Source organism: Flavobacterium sp. (assembly GCF_041392085.1).
GTDB lineage: Bacteria > Bacteroidota > Bacteroidia > Flavobacteriales > Flavobacteriaceae > Flavobacterium.
The window spans coordinates 553,921-576,963 of sequence record NZ_JAWKMW010000004.1 but is presented as its reverse complement, the minus strand read 5'-3'; the positions used below and the strand labels follow the sequence as shown (position 1 = coordinate 576,963).

General features: G+C 33.0%; 21 protein-coding genes. 11 read left to right on the top strand and 10 right to left on the bottom strand.

Annotated elements, in window-relative coordinates:
• Positions 1-42: 42 nt before the first annotated feature.
• On the top strand, positions 43-648 hold the full coding sequence (locus R2782_RS02695; protein WP_371266525.1) for a LysE family translocator: 606 nt from the start codon (positions 43-45) through the stop codon (positions 646-648).
• A gap of 56 nt (positions 649-704) precedes the next feature.
• Here R2782_RS02695 and R2782_RS02690 read toward each other — a convergent pair whose 3' ends face one another.
• The 9 genes from R2782_RS02690 to R2782_RS02650 form a co-directional block, all read right to left on the bottom strand.
• Positions 705-1,190 carry a hypothetical protein gene (locus R2782_RS02690; RefSeq protein ID WP_371266524.1) on the bottom strand — a complete coding sequence of 162 codons (486 nt, stop codon included), beginning with the start codon at positions 1,188-1,190 and terminating at the stop codon, positions 705-707.
• A 79-nt stretch (positions 1,191-1,269) separates the two neighbouring features.
• Positions 1,270-1,614: a hypothetical protein gene (locus R2782_RS02685; protein WP_371266523.1), complete on the bottom strand. Its 345-nt coding sequence runs from the start codon at positions 1,612-1,614 to the stop codon at positions 1,270-1,272.
• Positions 1,615-1,709: 95 nt separating this feature from the next.
• Entirely contained in the window at positions 1,710-3,725 is a 2,016-nt protein-coding gene (locus R2782_RS02680) for a DUF349 domain-containing protein (RefSeq protein WP_371266522.1), read from the bottom strand.
• A 181-nt stretch (positions 3,726-3,906) separates the two neighbouring features.
• Positions 3,907-4,662, bottom strand: coding sequence for a shikimate dehydrogenase (locus tag R2782_RS02675; protein ID WP_371266521.1), 756 nt, complete (start codon positions 4,660-4,662; stop codon positions 3,907-3,909).
• Positions 4,637-5,650: a DUF368 domain-containing protein gene (locus tag R2782_RS02670; RefSeq protein WP_371266520.1), complete on the bottom strand. Its 1,014-nt coding sequence runs from the start codon at positions 5,648-5,650 to the stop codon at positions 4,637-4,639. Before R2782_RS02670 ends, R2782_RS02675 begins: the two co-directional genes overlap by 26 nt.
• Positions 5,651-6,616, bottom strand: a complete 966-nt coding sequence (locus R2782_RS02665) for a DUF368 domain-containing protein (RefSeq protein WP_371266519.1) — start codon at positions 6,614-6,616, stop codon at positions 5,651-5,653.
• 73 nt (positions 6,617-6,689) lie between these two features.
• Complete coding sequence (locus tag R2782_RS02660) at positions 6,690-8,087, bottom strand: tetratricopeptide repeat protein (RefSeq protein ID WP_371266518.1); 1,398 nt, start codon at positions 8,085-8,087, stop codon at positions 6,690-6,692.
• A 120-nt stretch (positions 8,088-8,207) separates the two neighbouring features.
• Complete coding sequence (locus tag R2782_RS02655; protein WP_371266517.1) at positions 8,208-9,395, bottom strand: aspartate aminotransferase family protein; 1,188 nt, start codon at positions 9,393-9,395, stop codon at positions 8,208-8,210.
• A 74-nt stretch (positions 9,396-9,469) separates the two neighbouring features.
• On the bottom strand, positions 9,470-11,104 hold the full coding sequence (locus tag R2782_RS02650) for an OstA-like protein (RefSeq protein ID WP_371266516.1): 1,635 nt from the start codon (positions 11,102-11,104) through the stop codon (positions 9,470-9,472).
• Between the two features lie 122 nt (positions 11,105-11,226).
• On the opposite strand from R2782_RS02650, the gene R2782_RS02645 reads away from it, so the two are divergent.
• The gene (locus R2782_RS02645; RefSeq protein WP_371266515.1) at positions 11,227-11,586 is read left to right on the top strand and encodes a hypothetical protein; all 360 of its coding nucleotides are present in this window, start codon (positions 11,227-11,229) and stop codon (positions 11,584-11,586) included.
• A 46-nt stretch (positions 11,587-11,632) separates the two neighbouring features.
• Here R2782_RS02645 and R2782_RS02640 read toward each other — a convergent pair whose 3' ends face one another.
• A complete protein-coding gene (locus tag R2782_RS02640; protein ID WP_371266514.1) occupies positions 11,633-12,103 on the bottom strand; it encodes an acyl-CoA thioesterase in 471 nt (156 codons plus the stop codon).
• 565 nt (positions 12,104-12,668) lie between these two features.
• On the opposite strand from R2782_RS02640, the gene R2782_RS02635 reads away from it, so the two are divergent.
• The 9 genes from R2782_RS02635 (at position 12,669) to R2782_RS02595 (ending at position 22,984) form a co-directional block, all read left to right on the top strand.
• Positions 12,669-13,079, top strand: coding sequence for a hypothetical protein (locus R2782_RS02635; RefSeq protein WP_371266513.1), 411 nt, complete (start codon positions 12,669-12,671; stop codon positions 13,077-13,079).
• 172 nt (positions 13,080-13,251) lie between these two features.
• Positions 13,252-14,172: an ABC transporter permease gene (locus tag R2782_RS02630; RefSeq protein WP_371266512.1), complete on the top strand. Its 921-nt coding sequence runs from the start codon at positions 13,252-13,254 to the stop codon at positions 14,170-14,172.
• Positions 14,165-14,845, top strand: coding sequence for an ATP-binding cassette domain-containing protein (locus R2782_RS02625; protein ID WP_371266511.1), 681 nt, complete (start codon positions 14,165-14,167; stop codon positions 14,843-14,845). The genes R2782_RS02630 and R2782_RS02625 overlap by 8 nt, the downstream gene beginning before the upstream one ends.
• 313 nt (positions 14,846-15,158) lie before the next feature.
• Positions 15,159-15,890 (top strand): hypothetical protein, encoded by a 732-nt coding sequence (locus R2782_RS02620; RefSeq protein ID WP_371266510.1) that lies wholly within the window; start codon positions 15,159-15,161, stop codon positions 15,888-15,890.
• A 160-nt stretch (positions 15,891-16,050) separates the two neighbouring features.
• Positions 16,051-16,608, top strand: a complete 558-nt coding sequence (locus R2782_RS02615; protein ID WP_371266509.1) for a hypothetical protein — start codon at positions 16,051-16,053, stop codon at positions 16,606-16,608.
• Positions 16,609-16,924: 316 nt separating this feature from the next.
• Positions 16,925-17,773 (top strand): lysostaphin resistance A-like protein, encoded by an 849-nt coding sequence (locus R2782_RS02610; protein ID WP_371266508.1) that lies wholly within the window; start codon positions 16,925-16,927, stop codon positions 17,771-17,773.
• A gap of 112 nt (positions 17,774-17,885) precedes the next feature.
• A complete protein-coding gene (locus R2782_RS02605) occupies positions 17,886-20,060 on the top strand; it encodes a tetratricopeptide repeat protein (RefSeq protein ID WP_371266507.1) in 2,175 nt (724 codons plus the stop codon).
• Positions 20,061-22,250, top strand: a complete 2,190-nt coding sequence (locus R2782_RS02600; RefSeq protein WP_371266506.1) for a tetratricopeptide repeat protein — start codon at positions 20,061-20,063, stop codon at positions 22,248-22,250. It begins immediately after the preceding gene.
• Positions 22,247-22,984 carry a LytR/AlgR family response regulator transcription factor gene (locus R2782_RS02595; RefSeq protein ID WP_371266505.1) on the top strand — a complete coding sequence of 246 codons (738 nt, stop codon included), beginning with the start codon at positions 22,247-22,249 and terminating at the stop codon, positions 22,982-22,984. Before R2782_RS02600 ends, R2782_RS02595 begins: the two co-directional genes overlap by 4 nt.
• Positions 22,985-23,043: the final 59 nt, after the last annotated feature.

The window sequence follows — 23,043 nt, the reverse complement described above, 5'->3', positions numbered from 1 at the left end:
TCTGTTAACCGTAAATTATAATGAGTACTACTACTGCAAACGATGATTACCACTTTCCTCCTCGCATCCATCGCCTTAACACTTTCTCCCGGACCGGATATACTTTACGTTTTATCCCAAAGTATCTCCAACGGAAAAAAGTTCGGAATTGTCACTGCAGCCGGTTTGGTTACCGGTATTTTAGTGCATACCACGTTAATTGCATTAGGCGTTTCGGCAATCATCAAACAGTCAGAGCTACTGTTTACTGTCATAAAAATGGTTGGAGCTTGTTATTTACTTTGGATTGCTTATCAAGTATATAAAGCCCCGGCTTCCATTGATTTAAAATCTAATATCAACAATAAGAAATCGCTGCTTTCATTATTTAAACAAGGATTTGTAATGAATGTGCTTAACCCGAAAGTAACGTTGTTTTTCTTAGCTTTCTTTCCAGGTTTTGTTGATGAAAAATCGGAAAATGTAACGCAGCAAATTTATTTTCTTGGTTTTCTGTTTATGCTGCAAGCTTTTGTTATTTTTTCTTTGATCTGCTTTTTAGCAGACAAACTAACTGTTTTCCTAAGAAACAACAAGCATTTTGCTGTGTTTTTAAAATGGTTTCAAATCGTGGTTTTTATTTTTATCACAGTGCTGATTTTAATTTAAAAAAATCCTTTTCCGATTGTTATCAGAAAAGGAAATTTTGCAAACAAGTAACTTTCTTAAATTGCTTTCTTAATTATATCTAACCATTTTTCGGCCAATTGGTTGTCTCTAAAAAGTGTAATTTGAATTGGTTTTTCATATTCGAAATCATAGAATTTAATAGGAATTTTGGTTTTATCTGATTTTTTTTCTAAAACAACTTCTACTTTTGTTATCAACTCTTTTTTGGTAGAAGTTTGCGATTGTTCTATTTTTCGATGAATTTCACAATGACCAATTTCTTTTAAATCTGCAAAAGTTACTACTTCCGGTTTAGTATTTAAATCAATTAAGACAAACTTTTTGTTTCGTTCGTCAAGAGCTAAAACTTTGTTGTTGATGTTTTCTCGAATAGTGAAAGCTTTAGCATTTTCTTGATTGTATTGTTTCAATATTGTTTCAATTTTAGATGCATTGATATGCTGATTTCGTAATAAGAAAATGATGGGTAAGATAGTAATCAATACTAAACCTAACCCAATTATTGTGGTGGATGTTTCCATTTTTTGAGTTTAAAAATTGTACGTAAGCTGTAGATTTTGAGATACAGCAAAAATTTTGAATGAATAAAAAAGGATTATATCACCAAAAGAAATGATAAGGAAAGAGGAGTTTCGAAACTTTTTCACAACGATTGTGGTCTTGTCGCGATAAAAAAGAAGTAAATTTTGAAAGAAAAAATGTTCTATTTTCTTCACAAATAAAGGGTAAAAACGAAATTAAAAAAGAAGAGCTTTCTTTAACAACACTTTGAAACTGATGTTCTGCAATGGACTGCTTCGTACCAATCACTTTAATCGTTTCAATAGAATGAACGGTTTGCGAAGTAGAAGCGTTATTTTTTTCAAAAAAAGTACTGTCTTTCACACTCCAAAAAAAGAGTGCTAAAAGACTGGCTAACGCAATACTGTTTTTAAACCATTTCACGCTACAAATGTATCAATTACTTTGATTGAAAGTAATTGATATAATAAAAAAAACCATTCTGACTCAGAATGGTTTCAAGTAAAAATTTATGCTTTTTATTCTTGCGATAAATTTCGCAATTGTTTCAACTTGTCTTTCCACGTTTCCAATTCGTCTTTATGCTTTTCGATGTTTTTCAAAACTTCTTTCACAAGTGGATTGTCTTTTTTAGCATTGGTAAAAAACTGAATATTGTTTTCTAACTGAAAAATCTCAGATTGAATTTCATCAATTTTACGGATGATGAATATTTTTTCACTTTCTAATTTTCTGTTGTCATCAGCACCGGCTAATTGTTCAAGTTTGTTCGAGAAACGCATCATTTCACCTTCTTTTTTGCTCAAACTCAATTTTTCAAACAAAGCATCTAAAATTTTATTAAATTTTCCTTCAATATGTCTTCTTGAAAAAGGTACTTTTCCAAACGACTTCCATTGTTCTATATGAGCTTTAATAGCATCTAAATCGGTTTTATGATCACCAATCAATTCAAAGTCTTTCAAGGATTCTAAATATGCCTTTTTCTTGTCAAAAGCTTCAATCTCTTCCGAATTTGCTTCATTTCTGGATGCTTTCATTCGGTCAAAATAATGATTACAAGCGTCTTTGAATTCTTTCCAAACTTTATCGGAGTATTTACGGGGAACATGGCCAATGTGTTTCCACTCTTCCTGAATTTGTTTCATCAGTGGAGTAGTAGTAGCAAAATCCTCACTGGTACTCATTGTTTTAGCTTTTTCGACTAACGCTAATTTTTTTGTTAAGTTTTCGTTTTGCTCTTTTTTAATGTCTTTGTAAAAAGCATTTTTGTGAGCATTGAAATTGCGAACAGCGGTTTTAAATGCTGCCCATGTATCTTCATTCACTTCACTGGGGACTTTTCCTGCAGAAAAGAAATCGTTTCGTAATTTTTCAACTTTTTCAATATAACCTTGCCACTGAGCGTGTGCGGTTACCTCTACTTTGGCTAATTCTTCAATTTCTCCGATAATAGCTTTTTTGTTTTCTAAATTGGCTATTTCTTTTTCACGTTGATTGGCAAATAAACTTTCGCGTTTATCATGCATTTGTTTGGTTAATGCACTAAATTGATTCCAAATTTCCTCACGGTGTTCTCTGTCAACTGGACCAATTTCTTCTTTCCAAATACGGTGTAAATCCTGTAGTTCGCGGAAAGCTTTGGTTACATCTTCTTCGTTTACCAATTCTTCTACACGGGAAATGATTTTTTGTTTTTGCTCTAAATTGTGCTTAAAATCTAAATCCCTTGCTTCACGATCTAAATGCAAATAATCATAAAAATTTTCAACATGAAAATGATAATTGTTCCAAACATGGTTGTATTTGTCTCGCGGAATAGGTCCAATTGTTCTCCATTCATCACGCAATTCATTAAAGTGTTTTAAAGTATCTTTAATGTTTTCTTGCGGATTGATGAGGTTTTTAATTTCTTCAACAATGGCTAATCTTCTGTTCAAATTAGCTTGTAAATTGTTTTGTAAACTTTTAAAGTGAGCATTTTGCTTTCCTTTTATGAGTTTGTATAGCGAATCAAATTTTGACTTTAAGGGCAAATGGTATTCAAATTCTTCAGTAGAATCCGGATTTTCAGCTTCGAATTCATCTTTCTTTTCATCAATAAAATGATTGTATTTTGATAAAAATTCTTTCTTTATTTCTTCTACATGTTCCTTGATAGACATCACCTTTTCAACTACCGAAAGTTTTTCAAGTTCATCCACCAAAGTATCCATAGACATTGAGTGATAATCCAACATCGGAATAGAATGACGATCTTTTAAGGTTTCATCCTCGCTTTCTTCTGCATTGGTTTCATCAATTGCATTTAATGCTTTTTGATTTTCACTTTCTGTCACGGGGCTATCATCAGCCAATTCTTCATCCGAAATTTCTACAACAACTTCTTCCTCAACAGCATCTGGCGTTACCGTTTCAATTTCTTCCGAAACAGTTTGGGTTGTTTCATCACTTTCGTTTTGTAAAACGTTTTCTTGATTTCCATCTGTCTCTTGCTCCATTGGCGACAGGTTATCATTCTTTTCTTCTAACATCGAACAAATGTTTAAGGTTCATATAATAAAGGCGAAAGATAGTAAAGTGTTGGCAAAATTCAAAGAAATCATACTTTTAAAGTTATTTTAGTTTTTATGAAGTGAATGGTTCGGATTTTTTTCAGTAAGCAGTTATCGGTTGTCCGTTATCGGGTTACTGATAACTGACAACAGACAACGGTCACTTATTCCAAATTTTCCAACCTTTTTCTGCTTGTAATACCAACATTTGATAACCGTTTTTTGTTACCGCGTTATTTGTCTTGGCTCTTTTGAGAAATTCAGATTCTTCGGGGTTGTAAATCAAGTCGAATGCCAAGTGTTCACTAGTGAAAAACTCATAGGGTAGCGGTGGGCATTCTGCTAGGTTCGGATGCGTTCCCAAAGGAGTACAGTTGATAATGATTTGATAGTTGTCAAATGTAGTGGCATTGATGTATTTATAATCAAGAGCATCTTCTTTTCTGCTTCTTGAAACGAAAGTGTATAAAATACCCAATTTGTTCAATGCAAAGGCAATTGCTTTCGATGCTCCGCCGGTTCCTAATATCAACGCTTTTTGATGATGTGGTTGTAACAGTGGTTGTATAGATTTTTTAAAACCAAAATAATCAGTATTATATCCTTTTAGTTTACCTTTTTTGGTTAATTTTATACAATTTACAGCACCAATTTTTGAAGCATTTTTGTCTAATTGATCAAGATAAGGAATGATTTTTTCTTTATACGGAATGGTCACATTCAAACCTTTTAAATCCTTATTTTCTCTGTAAATTTTTGGAAATTGAGAGATGGTTTGAAGGTCAAAATTCTCATACGAACACTTTTCCAGCTTCTCTTTTTCAAATTTTTCCGTAAAGTATTTTTTTGAAAAGGAATAACTGATGTTTTTACCGATTAACCCAAAACGTTTATTTTTTTCTTGTTCGTTCTCCATACCATTCTAATCCTAGAACCAATAAAACGCCAACTAAAATATAAAATATTGCCCAAAAAGTGTCGGCTGTTAATTCGGGTAAATAACGTTTGTAGGTAGCCACGATATAATTACCGTTTCTATCCACAAGAAGGTTGCCATTCTGTGTGGCATAAATTTTATGTTTCCAAGGCCACACAACGCCTAATGAGCCGATAATAAACCCTAAAATGGAGGCGTAAGTAACTTTCTTAAAATGTTTAATCAGGTAACTCAGTAAGTTAGAAAATGTCACTAGACCCGTAACGGAGCCAAGTGTGAAGGAAGCTAATACTTTAAGCAAATGGATGCGAGCCGGATCATTTACAAAACCGAAGTCACCAACAAAAATATCCGCTATCGTATCATACAAAGAATTAACAGAATCTACTAAAAGTAGCACATAGTTTCCCATTAACATCATGATAAACGAACCGGATAAACCGGGTAAAGTCATCCCGGAAACACTGATGATGCCACACAGAAAGACAAAAAGCAGGTTTGAATTTTCGGTAGCCGGGTCAAAAAAGCTAATGCCAATGCCAAGTAAAGCTCCAATAATTAGAGCTGTTCGGGCAGTTTTACTCCAAGCTCCTTTAAAATCTTTGTTGATGTAGTAAATAGAACCAATAATCATTCCGAAAAAGCAAGCCCAAACTTGAATCTCGTATCGGGTGAGTAAAAAATCTAAAATTTTTGAAATACTGAAAAAACTGATGATGATTCCGAGAATCAATAAGGACAAAAACGGTCCGTTGATGTATCGGTATAAGCTTTTGAATCTTCCGGCGATTAAAAATTTAAAAGCCGTTTTGTTGACTCGTTTAAAAGAATAAATAAATTCTTCGTAAAAGCCTGCAACGAATGCGACAACGCCACCGGAAACACCCGGAATTTTATTAGCCAACCCCATTGCTATCCCTTTTAGGACAAGAAAAATTTTATCAGAAAGGGAACGTTGAACTCGCATTTATTTAGAGAATTTTACAGCTGCTTTTTCAAGAATAAAGATAGTTAAAAACCCAAAAACCATCAAAAGTATTGCCGTTATAAGTTGATTTTCACCTTCAAAATAATGAGGCAGAATACTTTTTTCCATAAAAGGTACTTCGTTTCCATGCGAGTCAATTCGGGTTGATAGCACTTTTTTCCAAGGCCATACTTTGTTTAAAGAGCCCAGCATAAAACCGGTGAGTAATGCCAATGTGGCATTTCTATGGTTGTCAAACATCCAATGCAATATTTTTGAAAACAACTTTAGTCCCAAAATAGCACCTATGGCAAATGTGCCTAAACGCAAAATAGCCTGCCCTAAAAGTTGCCAATTCAATGCCGTAATTGCTTCTCTAAATTGGTTTATTGTGCCAATTACAACAGCATAGGAGCCCATTAATAGCAAGATAAAAGCTCCGGAAACACCGGGTAAAATCATGGCAATAATGGCTATGAAACCGGAGACAAACAAATAGAAGTAACTTTCGGGTGAGGCAACCGGTTCGGCTATGGTGATGTAGTAGGAAATTATCGTTCCGATGATAAAAAAAAGCCAAGTAGTTAGGTTGAATTTTGTAATTTGTTTTCCAACAAAATAGATACTGGCAATGACTAACCCAAAGAAAAATGACCAAACTAAAATTGGTTGAGTTGCCAAGAGATGTGTAATTACTTTGGAAAGGGATAAAATACTAACGGCAATACCGGTTACAAGTGCAACCAGAAAGCTGCCATTAATTTGTTGCCAAGCGATTTTGAATCCGTTTTTTTTCCATGCAGAAAAAAAAGTTAAATCTACTTTGTTGATGGTATCTATTAACTCTTGATATATACCTGAAATAAAAGCAATTGTTCCGCCCGAAACACCCGGAACCACATCGGCAGCACCCATTGCCATCCCTTTGAGTGTAATCAGCAAATAATCAGGAAAAAGTTTTCTCATAAAAAAAATGCGTTCCGCTGTTGAAACGGAACGCAAATTAGGGAATTTTTTTATAATTGTATTCTTAATTAAACTAAGATTTTAAATATTTGGCAATTACATTTTGTACTATTTTTTTATCCCAAACCACCGGAAATAATTCTTCCAGTAATGTTCTGTTGTTGGCATTCAATTGCAAGCCGTTAGTAAGGTGAAATTTACCTTTTTCATTCTGTTGAAGCATATAGTACATCCCTGCCAATCGGTATTCTATTTGGTATTCGTCTGGAAAAAATGCTGCTGCTTGTTCTAACGTTTGGATAGCACTGTCAAATTCTCCCAAGAATTGAAGGATATCCACCCAAAACAGCCAAGTGTCTAAATGAGCATCGCCAAATTCAACGGCTTTTCGGTAGCCAAATTCAGCCTCTTCATAAAAATTCATGTTTCGATTAATGGTCGCATAGCGTTTCCAATACAATTGATTCTCATTGTCAATTGCTAGGGCTTTGTTAACGTAAAACAAGGCTTTTTGAAAGTTCTTTAACCGAATGTAAAAATCAGTAATGGCTATCCAACCTTTATCTAACAAAGGATCTTCGTGAACCGTTTGGTTGTAGAATTTAATGGCTTCTGCTTTGTTGCCCAACTTTTCATGGCATTTTCCAATCCGTAACAGAGCGTAGGAAGTAGGGTCTTCTAATTCAATGGTGCGTTCGTAGGCTTCAATTGCTTCTTCGTATCGTTTTAGTTTTTCCAAAGATTTGCCTTTTTCCATGAAAGCACCAATAAACTCTTCATCAATTAATGTGGCATAATCAAAGCATCGCAAGGCATTTTCATAGTTTTTGATACTATAGCTTAACCTTCCTTGTTGGTGCCAAGCGATTTCACTGTAAGGATTTTTTTCGATGTAATTTTCTAAGTAAGCAATTGCTTCTTGTTGCTGGTCTAAAAACTCAAAGCAATATACCACGTTATACAAAGCAGATTGGTCTTCAATATCTACTTCTAAACATTTGATAAAGTTGAGTTTAGCTAATTCTAAATTATCCATGAAGAGGTATTCCATCCCCATCAGATTATATACATCTGCATAATCATCTGTAAATTGTAATGCTTTTTCTAATTCTGTAATCGCTTTATCGTGTTGATCGCGTTTGGAATAGATGTTGGCTTTTTGGATGTAAATCTCTTCATTGTGGGGTTCAATGGCATACAACTCGTTGAGCATTTTTTCGGCTACATCAAGTTTGTCGTCATAAATCAACATTTCAATTTGAACCAGTTTTAATCCGGTAGACCTTGGATGTTGTTCGAGAGCTAATTTCAAGGCTTTTTTGGCCAGAGATGCTTTACCCATGTCAAGATAATGAAGAATAATTTCTTCAAACTCCTCTGAATCAAAAAAGAAAACTTTGTTGGTTTTCAGCATCGATTCAAACCTTGACAAGGATACGTTGTAATCGTCTTCTTCGTGACTTAAATGCATACTCGATTGTTTTAAAATTATCCTTCTCTAAATTAGGAAAGGATTGCTCTGATTCTATTTTGTTGACGAATTGTTGTAAACAATTTAATTAACAGGTTTTTAGTACTTAGTCCTTAGTGCCTAGTTCTTAGTTGTTAGTTCTTCTAAAGCCTCCAATAAAATGCTACAACCTTCTCTAATTTCTTCTTCAGAAATGGTTAAGGGCGGTGTAATTCGGATGGCTTTACCTTCAAACAGCAACCAAAAAAGAATTAATCCTTTGTCTTGGCATTTAAAAATTACTTCGTTTGTAATTTCAGGAGTTTCCACCATTGCGGCCAGCATTAAACCTTTTCCTCTTATTTCTTTTATCAAAGGATGTACCAAAAGTTGTCTGAACAGTTTTTCTTTTTCTAATGTTTGTGCCATGAGGTTGGTTTCAGTGACTTCCCGGAGGGTTGCCAGACAAGCGGCCGCTATGACAGGATGTCCGCCAAAAGTGGTAATATGGCCTAATTTTGGGTCGTGACTCAACAAGTCCATATACTCCGCTTTAGCTGTAAAAGCACCAACGGGCATTCCGCCACCCATTCCTTTTCCCATAATAACTACGTCAGGAACAACATTGTAGTTTTCAAAACCGAACATTTTACCGGTTCTGCCGAAACCGGGTTGAATTTCATCAATAATCAGCAACGCACCGACTTCTTCACAACGTTGCTTGATTTTAGTTAAAAAACCATTTTCAGGCTGAATAAAGCCTGCTCCACCTTGAATACTCTCTACGATTACTCCGGCGGTTTTGGTTGTAATTTTTTGAATGTCTTCTTCGTTGTTAAAGGTAATAAAATCAACGTCAGGAATAAGCGGTCTAAACACTTGTTTACGTTCTTCAAAACCCATGACGCTCATTGAACCCATGGTATTGCCATGGTAAGCATTGTAACAGGAAATCAATTGACTTCTGCCGGTTACTCTGCGGGCGAGTTTTAAAGCACCTTCGGTGGCTTCGGTTCCGGAGTTGACTAAATAGGTTTTGTTGAGGGTTTCCGGCATGTGGTGAGCCAACAATTTGCAAAATTCTACGGCAGGGTGTTGGGCATATTCGCCATACACCATCACGTGTGCATATTTGTCTAATTGGTCTTTGATGGCTTGATTTACTCTAGGGTGTTGATGGCCCAAACTGCAAGCCGAAACACCGGCCACAAAATCTAAGTATTTTTTGTTATTGGTATCGTAAATGTAACTTCCTTTGGCATACGAAACTTCCATCGCAAGTGGATAGGGGGAAGTTTGGGCTTGGTATTTAAGAAAATCTTGTTTCATGGTTTGTGATGAGATAGAAGATGGAAGATGGAAGTTTTTCAACCCGTAACTCGTAACTTTTCAACTCGCTATCCCTAACTATCTTTTTTATTTTCTTTTTCTTCTTCTTGACCTTCTAACGTTTCTTGTCGAACTTCCATAGGAACTGATTCTATTGCCTCTTCGGCTGCTTTTTCAATTTTCATTAGTTCGTCGTATTCGTTTTCTTCGGGTGGAAAAATATCGTCTTTGGATTTGATTCTTTCCTCGCCTCGCCAAATGAATCCCCTGAGTTTTCGGGCATTTTCCGGGAGTTCTGCTTCGGGATAAATTTCGCCTTCAATTTGTTTAAAGAATGTTATTGTATCAATTTGATTACCGTCTAGCGTCATGTTAATGCTGCTGCTTTTGCTCTTGTTGATGCCGATGAGTTCTTGGTTTTCATTTCGCATGTAGTAGATTACTTCGGTGTTTTTAACTACATCTACTTCATATAATTTGTTGTCTCTGAATTTACCGTAGAGATTTAATCCTTTTACCTGATTATACCCTGTGCCGATAGTGTCTTTTGAGGCAATGAATGTATTACCCAGTACTTTTAAAGAATCCAGTTTTTCGGTTTCTTTGTTGGAAATAAGATGCATAATATCGCCGGTCATTTGGTTGTCGTAATTCCACATGACCGGATTTTTGATGAGTTTGGTAAGGCCTGTTTTTTCATCGGAATGGAGTGAATCACATTTTCCGCTCATGTCAATTTTAAAAAAGCGAACGTTATTGAATGCTCTAACAACGCGGTTTTCCGGTTTTCCGGTGACGATTAGTTTTTTTCCGTGAATGTATAAAGTGTCTTGTTCCACTAAAGTCATGGCTACCGCTCTTTTGGTCATCATGAGTGAATCTTTTTCGCGGTAAACTTCGCCATAGTGGCCTTTTACGACGCTGTTGTTGATGGAGTCGGTTACTTTTACATTTCGGGTGGCCGAGGCAAATTCACGGTTTCTGTCGTAATACAAACTATCGCCTTCAATTAATCGGTTGTTGTATTTGATATAGGAGTTTTTGACAAAGTGTGAAAAGTTTTTCTTGGTGTCGTAAAACCCTTTTTCGGTATAGATATAATTTTCTTTGCTGGTGATGGTTGAAGGACCAAAGAGGTAGGCATGGCCTACTTTTTCGTAATAATCCAAATGATTGGTTTTGATGACATATTTGGGATTGGTAATGGTAACAGCATTGCGAAATTGATACATCTTTTTGGGAACCACATAAGTTCCGGCTTGGCTTACTAATGTATTTTCTTTGTCGGTAATTGTGCCACCTGTTCTGTAAAAAGCTACCTGTGCATCTCGGTCGAAATTAAGCACTTCTGTTTTTAAAGTAGAACTGGGCGAACTCATGATTACGTTTCCGGAAGCGTAGGCTTGTTTGTTTTCACCGTTGTATTCTGCATAGGTGCTGGTCATGGTGATGGTATCGCCTTGAATCATTCGCACATCGCCAAACGCTTTGATGTAATTTTCTTTTTTAAACAGATAAGCTTTGTTACAGTACAGTATTGCACCGTCGTGACTTACGCGAACTTTGCCGGTTAACAACACCGCATCGGGATATAATGCTTCGTCTACATCAAAAAAATCGGCATATTCAACAACTATTTCTTTGCTTTTCTGACTCCAACTTTGCTGTATACTAACCAAGCAGAAAAAAATAAACAGAATTGTTCTCAATTGTATTTTTTTGCCAAAATTACTAAAAATGAAGTAAGGACAAGAGGTGTTAAGAATTATTTAGGCTGAAAACAGCATTTTTATACTTTGGTCTCCTTTTTGTTTTCTAATAAAGGTTATTTTTGAAACAAGAATCAACTTTTTTATACATGCTTAGTTTACTGTTTATCTACTTTTTAGGAAGGCCTTTTTACACATTGGCTTTAAAACACAATCAAAAAGCTTGGCTTTTTTCCATTTTGGGTGTAGTGGTTTACTATGTGTCAAGTTTATTGTCAGGCGTTTTTCTTGGTGTTTTAAGTGTTTTGCTGTCGTTGGGATTAGAGCATATGTCTGATACTGTTTTAGGTCTTTTTACGATTCCGTTTGGACTATTAGGCTGTTGGGGATTTTATAAACTTTTGGAACACAAATGGAAGAATATGCTTCAAGTGGAAATTGAAACAATTGATGAAATTGGAAGAAATCCGGAGCAAGAATAAGGGTGCACTTTTTTAAGAGCGATTTTATAATTATCTAATCCAACCCTTATAAATTCACAAAGGGCATCATTTCGTCGCTAATTTGTTTGCGTAACGCATTTAATTTTATGGCATATTCTTCCATTTTCTTTTCCGAATCAGTTTTTGGAATCCATTTTTTTACTTCTACAGGTTTTCCGTTTTCGTCAACTGAGACAAACACAATGATGCAGTGGGTTTTTTTTTCAAATTTTTGAGTTGAAAAATTGCGTGAGAAGACATCCACCGCAATATGAATACTTGTTTTACGGGTATAGACTACAGTGGCTTCAATTTTAATGACTTCGCCAATACTGATGGGTTTATAAAAACGGATTCCGCCTACATAAACCGTTACGCAATAGGTTTCTGCCCAGCTTCTGGCACAGGTGTAGGCAGTTTGGTCAATCCATTTCATCACTACACCACCGTGCACTTTTCCACCAAAGTTTATATCTGTCGGTTCACTGATAAATTGAAAGGAAATTTTATTTGTCATAACAAGAAGTATTGAATGAAGGGTAACAACTATTGTCAAAATTACTAAAAACGCTTTAAACACAATGGTTCTTTGGATATATTTAAGGATATTATTTTGCCTGAAATGGATTGCTTAAAAAGACATCCTTTAATTTTATTCGGCAAGGTTTATGGATGAATTTAATTTTGGTATAGCATTGAAGTAGCTTGTTATGTTAAAAACAAAACACTATCATTGCTTTTATGAAGTGTTTTGACAGGATTTGACCACATTTGATAGGATTTGAATAGGTTTGAGTGCATTTGACGATTTCCTTGCGTTTTATAGGGGTTTTGTTCGATACTTGTTCGGGATTTGTTCGAACCGTGTTCGGAAAAAGGGGGTGTTTTCCGAACAAATACGGAAGCTCTTCCGAACAAATGTGGAAGAAAACCTAAAAATTACTGCTAACCTAGAGGCAATTACACAATTAAATAATAGAAACACAAAAAGGAGTCTTGTTCTTTTGAGAAATGAAAAAAGTTATATAAACTTGCGTATATTTACGAGTTGCCAACCATTTGAAAAACGAACTGAATTAAAAATGGAAATACAAAAAGACATTCAAAATATTATCGATTATTCACACAACTTTGCGGAAATAATGCTGAATAATGGAAAAGAATATTATCCTTTCGGAGCAAAAATTGACAATAACGGAGAATTAATAGCGGTTGGATACAATGACAACGAAACGGATTTTCCTGAAAGCCAAAAAATTATTAATGAACTGACAGCTGAATTTGAGCAAGAACTGAATAACGGACGAATAAGAGCATACGGATTGACTTATGATGTTAGAGTTCAAACAAATAGTTTAAAAGACAAAACAGACGCGATTCTGATTGACATTTATCATCGGAATTCAAATGATATACCGAAATACTATTTTACCTATTCTTGGAATGAAAAGAATGAATTGGTTTTTGGAGAAAGTTTTGGTATGAAAAAATAAAAACGGTTGGCAACAATGTATAACCGCAATTACGGCGGATTCGACTACGTCCGAATCCACTCGGAATTGTTAACTCTTGTGCATAAACTAAAAAATAGTAATTTTAAACCGTAACTGACGGTTATACTAATCCGTTACAAGCCATTATAAAACGACAGAGACCGAGCATAAAATGATAGACTATTTTGAATTACAATACGTTCTGACAAACCGAAAGATTAAGGAAGCTAGAATTAATCCTTTTCTGGGCTATGTTTTGGGTTTAACTGCATTTGTTTTGCTTTCAGAATACATTTTTCATAAGACAGAGTTTGCCAAATACTTAGTAATCTTAACTTGTCTAAGTTTACAACTTAAACTTTCTGAAAAGAACAGAACGGATTTTTTACTTTCAACTTTCGGAGATATAACAAAAATGAAAATAAGAATTATAGAGAACTTTATTTTTTGCATACCTTTTGTTTCCATTCTCATATACAAAAGTTTCTTCTTTGAAGCCAGTATCCTATTTTTGAGTTCGTCTATTCTTGCCTTGGTTTCTTTTCATACAAGTATTAATTTTACAATTCCAACGCCATTTTCCAAAAGTCCATTTGAATTTTCGACAGGTTTTCGAAAGACCGTTTTCTTAATGCCTGTTGCCTATGCTTTGACAGTTATTGCCATAAATGTTGACAATCTTAATTTGGGAATTTTCGCTTTTCTTTTGGTTTTCTTAACATCTTTAAGTTACTACCACAAGCCTGAACAAGAATATTATGTATGGATTTTCGCTGAAACACCAAAAAGGTTTTTAAAGAATAAAGTTTTTAACGCTATTAGAAACGCTTCTATTTTAGTAGCTCCAATTGTAATTAGTCTTTTGATATTTTACCCAAACGAGTTTGAATTAATTTTACTCTTTTTCATCATTGGACTTCTATTTCTTTGCACTATAATTTTGGCGAAATATTCAGCCTATCCAGGCGAGATGAACATACCCGAAGGAATTTTAATTGCGTTTAGCCTTTACTTTCCTCCTTTGTTATTAGCTAACATTCCTTTTTTTTACTCAAAGTCTATTAATAAGTTAAAATATTTATTGAATGATTAAAATTAATGGACTAAGCAAAAGTTACGGTAAAAACGAAGTTTTGAAAAATATTTCAATGGAGTTTTTAAATGGGAAAGCTTATGGAATTGTTGGCGAAAACGGAGCAGGAAAAACAACACTATTTAGATGTATTGCAGGTTTAGAAAGTTATAATGGAGAAATAATTTCCGACATTACCCCTCTAAAAAATCATTTAGGTTTGCTTCTGACAGACCCTTTCTTTTTCTCTAAGATAACCGGCAAAGAATACATCAGACTACTTTGTAATGCCCGAAGTAAGACAAATTTAGAAATTGACAGCAAGAATATTTTTGACTTGCCTCTCAATCAATACGCTTCAACTTACTCAACAGGGATGAAGAAGAAACTAGCAATCACCGCTATTCTCCTTCAAGAAAACGAATACTTTATCCTTGATGAACCTTTTAATGGTGTTGACATTCAGAGTAATATAATTTTGACTGAAATAATTTTAAAACTGAAAGAGCTTAATAAAGTAGTGCTAATTTCATCACATATTTTTTCAACTTTAAGCGATACTTGTGACGAAATACATCTTTTGAAGAAAGGAGAGCAAATCAAAACAGTTCAAAAACCAGAATTTAAAAATTTAGAACAAGAAATGAAAGAAATTACAATTGGAAATCGAATTGATAAACTTGAACTTAAATAAGAAAAACGGCTTGTAACAATGTATATAAAAAATAGGCGACAAATCAATAAAAACAAGAGTAATGGCTCACATAAAACTCTATGGTTAACCGAAAGTTAAGTGCTTATAAATCGCCTACTTTTCATATACTCACCGTTAAGCAAAATTGGCTACGCCTACGTGCGTTACGCAATGCTTCGCATCGCTCTCAACGCACTAAATTTTGCTTAACGTCAGACGTTTCACTTGAAAGGCGTTACGCCAACTTAGCTTAACAGCTTGTTTGCGTAATTCGCCTTTCGTGATTGCTCCTCGTTCTTTCATCAATAAATTGATGACGAACTACGCAAACACGCCTGACGTTAGCTGTGATATTATGACGACACTCACGACAAGAAACGAAATAGTTAAAACAAAGCGAATAATTGGCTCTGAACTGACTAAAATGCAGAAGGCGTTTTACGATGCAGAAATGTTACAATATTACAAGGACGACAATGAAGAACACCTTTATTGGGAACAATTTGACTGTATAATGAATGAAGAAATAGACTGTTCGACATTTAATAAAATAATCGGCATAGACCATTCAGACATTGACACTTTTACAAGTAAGTTAACAGAAAAACTAACGGAGTTGTTTAAGACAATAAATGTCACTGACTTCATCATAATATCGCATTTGAAACTTGATTTCTTTGGGAACAGAGACAACAATTTTAAACCATTAAAAGAAGCATATAAAAAGCTTGAAAAAATCGTTGGAGATAAAACTTTCAACGAAGCGTTTCAAATTCACATTGACAGTTTGCAAGACTTTATTGAGATTTTATTTTGGATAACACGTTGCGACCCAAGTGTAGCAGAATATATTTTCGTATTTGACAAAGACGAACAAATTCAGTTTCATTTATGCAAATATGGAAATCTACATTTGACAGAATTTAATAAAGAACAACTAACCGAAAACAAACTAAAAGAACTCGGATGGACAATTATTGAAGGACAGGAATTTGATAACTTTACTGAAAGCGGAAAAATTGAAGGACGGAGAATTAAACTATGACAAGAAATACCACAGCTAACACGGGTTTTGCGTCAGGCGGGCTGACGTGCAAACTTGGAGCTTAGTGCTTATAATGAACTTTAGTAATAAATTGAAACTTTGTGCTCCGAAACCCGCCCGAACGCAAAGCCCCAAACCGTTGTGTATAAATTAAAAGCAAATGAAAGAAAATTTACAATCAGAGTTAAGACCACATTTAGATATTGATGAATCATTATTATGGACCGGAAGACCTAAACAAGGTATCAAAGTAAAAGAAAGTGATGCTTTTATGATTCCATTTAGCCTAATGTGGGGTGGGTTTGCTATTTTTTGGGAGTCAACTGTGATTTTAACATCTGCCCCTTTCTTTTTTAAATTATGGGGAATCCCATTTGTTTTGGTTGGATTATATTTAATTATAGGTAGATTTTTCTTTGATGCAAAAAGACGTGAAAAAACAATTTATGGAATTACGGAAAACCGAATAATAATTAAATCAGGTGTTTTCAGAGAGTCTATAAAGTCTTTAAATATTAAAACTTTAAGTGATATTACTTTAAACGAAAAATCAGATAAAAGTGGAACTATCGTTTTAGGAAGTGAAAATGGATTTTCAGGAATGTTTAGAGGAACAGGCTGGCCCGGTGCAAATGGAAAAATGGCACCGGCTATTGAAATGATTGATAACGCCAGAAATGTCTATAAAAAAATCACTGAATTACAAAGGGAAAAATAACGTATGCTAACAATGGTAAACCTTGCAAAACTCTCTCTAAAAACTAAATTTATAACTAATTATAAAAATAAACCGCACATGCTCTGCGAATGTTTGTGACTTCGCAGCTAGTTTATTATCTAGAATATATAATCTTCTTCCACATTCTCTTATTTAATCAAAAACGCAATAAACAGTTGAATTGATTATTTGTTGCGAAGTCACTGGTATTCGCCTTTACTTGGTGTTGGAAAAAAAAGTAAATTTAAAATGATTATTCCGGTAACTATTTCTTGTTTTGTTTGTCAAATGAGTCAATCATTAATCAATCAACATCATGAATCAATCCATCAAAAAAATCTTAGATTTCCCGGTTACAAAAATAATTTTGGGAATTACTGTTTGCTTTACTCTTTTTGTAGTTGTACAAAATTTTGTATCGAAACCACTTTTTTATAGTATAATTGAAGATAAAAATACTGCCGACCCTTTCATACATCTGGTTTCTTTTTTAGTGTTACTGTCGAGCTACTATTTTTTATTCCGCTGGTATGATAAAAGAGAAGTTAAAGAGCTTTCAATCAAATATTTACCTAAAGAAATGTTTGGTGGCTTTGCAATTGGATTTTCTGCCATTTCATTATCTGTTTTTATATTATATCTGTTGGGATATTATCATATTATTAAAGTAGTTACTGAAGATTATTCCTTTAAACTATTTATGACGCTCGTTGTTGCAGCTCTCATTGAAGATCTCTTTACTAGAGGTTTAATATTACGCGAATTAGAAAACTGGTTAGGAACTAATATTGCAATTGTAATTATAATGGTAATTGAAACTTACCATATTTTTAATCCGAACACAACTCTGTTTAGCTTTTTTGTATCGCTCTGCTGGGGATTTACAATGTCAATGCTTTTTGTCTACACTAAAAGAATTTGGCTGCCTTTTTTCTTTCATCTGGGTTGGAATTTTGCACAACCTTTTTATGGCTCGAACCTCACAGGTTTAACTGATATGGGCAAGATTATTCATTCTAAATTTGAAGGCCCTGTTTTATTTACAGGGGGAGGAATTGGCATTGAAGATTCTATTATAACGGTGTTGATTTTGTTTTCAATTGGTGTTTTTTTATATTATCGTTCTGATAAAGAAGGCAAAATAATCAAAAGAAAAAAAGTATAAGGCTTGAGTTTAAAATAAATTATAAAAAACCACCTCGTTACATTAATTTTAATACCTTACATTTGAATACATTCAAACCCTATTTATGTTATTCACGACTTTTGTATTAAACTTGAAAAGCTATTTGACAATCAGTTGTATATTGGTTGTACAATTTTTGTATGCTCAAAACAGCAAAATTGATAGTTTAAAAGTAGTATTAGCAAATCATAAAGCAAAAGATACAACACGGGTTAATTTACTTAATCAATTAGCATTTCTTCATTACAGAAATGATCCGCCACAAGCTATAAAATATGTTCAAAATGCTCTGAAATTAGCTAAAGAAATTCGTTCTGAATCCGGAGAAGCGAGAAGTCATTATGTTTACGGAGCCATTAATATGGAGATGTCTAACTATACTGAAGCAATCCAAAATTATGATAAAGCAATTGCAATTTACAAAAGGAATAAAGATTTAAAAGGATTAGAGAAGAGTAATAATGCGATGGGAGTTTTATATTCTTATAAAGGCGATTTTGCACAATCGCTTAAATATTATGAGGAAGCAATAAAAATTGCTGAAAAAAGTAAGGATAGAAAAAGTATTCACAAGTATTTAAATAATATAGGCGTTATCTATTCGCATTATGGCCAATATGATAAAGCATTAAAAAACTATAAAGAAGCTTATGAGGTAAATAAAAAAAATAAAGATTCATTAGGCATGATTAATAACCTAAATTCCATTGCAAATGCCTATTATGAACAAGGAATTTATCCGTTGTCTTTAGAATTCCATAATAAAAGTTTACTAATAGCTAAAAAAAGTAAAGACTCTATTGGCATATTTCAATCTTATAATAATTTGGGGAATATTTACAGAATGAAAAATGATAATGACAAAGCGTTATATTATTATAATCTTGCCAGTGACATAGAAAGTGCTGGTTATAATGTTAAAAATGTAACTGCCATTAAAAATAATGTAGCCGGCATTTATTTTGAAAAAGAAGAGTATAAAAAAGCCATTACAACGTATACAGAATCTATTAAATTAAGTAAAGAAATTGGTGACGATTTAAATTTAGCAACTGCTCTTAATGGTTTGGGTTTTGTTTATTTTGAAACCAAGCAATATTCTAACGCATTGACTTATTTTGAACAAGCAAAAAACATAAATTTCGAGAATGATTTTTCCTATGAATTGTTAGATTCTTATCATGGTTTAGCCGATACATATTTGAGTTTAAATAAATCTGATTTAGCATTGGATTATACTAAGAAATTAGTTGATTTAGCCAATAAAAACCAATCATTATACCATAGTAAAATAGCTTACGGAATATTTTCTAAAATCTATAAAAACAAAGGCGATTATAAAAAAGCTTTTGAAAACCACGAAATGTTTAAAAAGATTAGCGACAGTATTTTAAACGAAGAAAATATCAAAAAGATAGCCGGAATAGAATATGAATACAAGTATAAAAAAGAACTGGACAATGCTGCATTAAGAGAAACCAAACTCACTAAAACGGTTGAAACTACCTCTTTAGATTTAGAGAAATCTAGGCGTAATTTATTACTTGGAATTATTACTTTTTTAGTGGTTGCCATGGCGTTGGGAAGTATTATTTTCTACTTGAAGTTGAGAAATTCCAAAGCAAAAACACAAAACATCATTACCGAACAAAAATTGTTGCGTACGCAAATGACACCGCATTTTATATTCAATTCGCTTTCGGTTTTACAAGGCATGATTTTGAACAAGGAAGAAGCAAAGTCGGTGACTTATTTGTCGAAATTTTCAAAACTGTTACGAATTACTTTAGAAAATTCCAGAGATAAAACGGTTTTACTTTCCAAAGAATTAGAAGCGGTTGAAAATTATCTTTCCCTTCAACATATTGAAAAAGAAGCGATAGAATTTAAATTAAATATCGATAATTCTATCGATGTGAATATTATAAAAGTGCCACCAATGCTCATTCAGCCTTTTGTTGAAAACGCTATTGAGCATGCATTTAAAAATCAAAAAGAAAACAATTTAATTGAAATAAACATTAATTTAGTCGATAATAAATTAACTTGTGTAATTTTAGACAACGGAATGGGTATCGATTCCAGTGAACGAAACGCTAACCAAAATAAAAAATCGTTGGCAACAAAAATCACATCGGAACGTTTACAATATTTGTCAAAAGATTTTAAAATGGATGCTTCAATTAGTATTGAAGATAGAAGTAAATTTAATGATCAAGGAACCAAAGTTACTTTATTAATTCCCTATAAAATAAATAAAAATTAAATGTATATAATAAATAAACATACATTCATTTTTTTATACATTCTTATGCTAACAAATAGTATTATTAGTCAAAATACTAAAATCGATAGCTTAAAAAATGAGTTAAAATTTCATCCGAAAAAAGACACTATACGAGTAAATCTCTTGAATAGTATTGCAGAACATTATTTAGAAAAGAATCATGATAAAGCCATCTCCTATTTAAATGAATCGGAATCAATTTCAGGTTCAATTGATTTTCTTAGTGGAAAGGCAAAATGTTTATTAATCAAAGGAAAAATAAAAGAAAAACTAGCCAATTTTGATGAAGCTTTAAATTTTATGCAAGAATCTTTAAATTTATATAGAAGGTTAAACCTAAATAATGGAGTCGCACAATGTTATTTTGATATAGGAGTTCTTTATTACAATCAGGGTAATATGGCATCTGCATTAGAAAACTATGCTGAGTCACTAAAGATTTTTCAAAAATTAAAAAATAAAAGTAAAATTTGTCAAATACATAATCTTTTTGGGAATGCTTACTCGAATTTAGGTAATTATCCTGATGCACTGACGGCATATAAAAAAGCTATAGCGATGAGTGCTGAAATGAAAGATGAAGAAAGAACCTCTGATTATTTAAATAACATTGGAAGCATCTATGGTGAACAAGGCAACTACCCTTTAGCACTTGAAAACTTTAATAAATCTTTATTAATTAAAAAAAAACTAAAAGATACTATTGGCATTTTAAGTGGATATTCTAATGTAGGTATTATCTATAAATTAATGAAGGACTATGATAAAGCAATTGTAAATTACAATGAAGCTTTAACAATCAACGAAAGGTTTAACGATAAAGTACAAAGAGCTAGGTTCTTAAACAATATCGGCTTAGCATATCAAGAAAAAAAAGATTACTCAACTGCACTTATGCACTTAAAAATAGCTGAAAATATTAGTAAAGAAACGAAAAATGTAATTTACCAAGGTATTTCTTTAAATAATATTGCAACCAACTATTTGTTACAAGATAATATTAATATAGCATATTCATTTTATAATGAAGCAAAAGAGTTACACCAAAAATCTAATTATAAATACGGTTTATGCTTCACACATATTGGTTTAACTAAAGTTTACATACGAAAGAAAAAATACGAGGAAGCCCTAAAAAACGCTTTAAAAATTAAAGAAATTTCTACAGAACTCAATCTGATTAAAGAGCAAAAAACAGCTTTTGAACTTCTTTCGACAATTTATCATAAAATAGGTAATTATAAAAAAGCATTTGAAAATCATGAACAATTTAAGAAGTTAAGTGATTGTCTTTTGAACGAAGAAAACATCAAAAAAATAGCCGCAATTGAGTATGAATATAAGTATAAAAAAGAACTGGATGAAGCAGCAGATAGAGAGGTAAAATTAAACAAAACAGTTGAAACCACTTCAAAAGACTTAGAAAAATCGCAACGTAAATTGTTATTAGGAATTATTTCTTTTTTAGTAACTGCAATGGTTTTAGGCAGTATAATTTTCTTTTTAAAATTAAGAAACTCCAAAGCGAAAACCCAAAACATCATTACCGAGCAAAAATTATTGCGAACGCAAATGACACCGCATTTTATATTTAATTCGCTATCGGTTTTGCAAGGTATGATTTTGAACAAAGAAGAAGCAAAGTCGGTGACTTATTTGTCGAAATTTTCAAAACTGTTACGAATTACTTTAGAAAATTCCAGAGATAAAACGGTTTTACTTTCCAAAGAATTAGAAGCGGTTGAAAATTATCTTTCCCTTCAACATATTGAAAAAGAAGCGATAGAATTTAAATTAAATATCGATAATTCTATCGATGTAAATATTATAAAAGTGCCACCAATGCTCATTCAACCTTTTGTGGAAAATGCTATTGAACACGCCTTTAAAATACAAAAAGAGAATTGTGTTATAGAAATAAAACTCACGTTAGTCGATTCAAAACTAATTTGTGTAATTTTGGATAACGGTATGGGAATTGATTCGAGTGAGCGAAATTCAAACCAAAATAAAAAATCATTGGCAACAAAAATTACGAAAGAACGTTTAGACTATTTGTCAAAAGATTTTAAAATGGAAGCTTCTATTACTATTGAAGATAGAAGTAAATACGATGCTCAAGGAACGCAAGTAACCATTCAAATTCCATATAGCAAAACAGAACAATGAAGTCAATTATAGTTGAAGATAAAGAATATATTAGAAAAGGATTATTAAATCTTCTTTCTTTGATTGATGCGAATGTTGAAGTTATTGGTGAATGCGAATCGGTGCAAGAAGCTCTAATTGTCACCAAAACCTGTAAACCGGAATTAGTTTTTCTAGATATCAATTTATCAGATGGCACTGCTTTTGATTTTTTAGACAAAATGGAAACCATCGATTTTAAAATCATTTTTATCACCGCCTACGAAGAATTTGCATTACGTGCTTTGAAAATAGGGGCGGTAGATTATTTATTAAAACCTGTTGATGTTGAAGAATTGAAAGTGGCACTTCAAAAAGTAAAAAAACTTACCACAGCCGATCAAAAAAATCAAATTACAAAAGCCAAACAAATTTTCAATAATGAAGGTAATCATATTATTTTATCGTTCCATGATAGTTACCAAGTCATCAATTTAGATGAACTCATTTATTGCGAATCGGATAAAGGATACACCACTTTTTATTGCAGCGATGGCAAGAAGCATTTGGTTTCTAAAACCCTTAAAGACTTTGAAGACCGTTTGCTGGAAGCCAATTTTCAACGTCCGCATCAATCGTTTATGATTAACATGAAGTTTGTGGATAAATACGATAAAGCGGGAGCCATTTATTTAAAAAACGGAACAAAAATTCCTGTTTCTTCCCGAAAGAAAGAATCTTTTCTTTCTTCTTTATTCAATTGGAATAAAAAATAACGCAATTTTCTAATTCAAATTTTTATTTAACGGTAACGAATATCGATTCAAAGGAATCG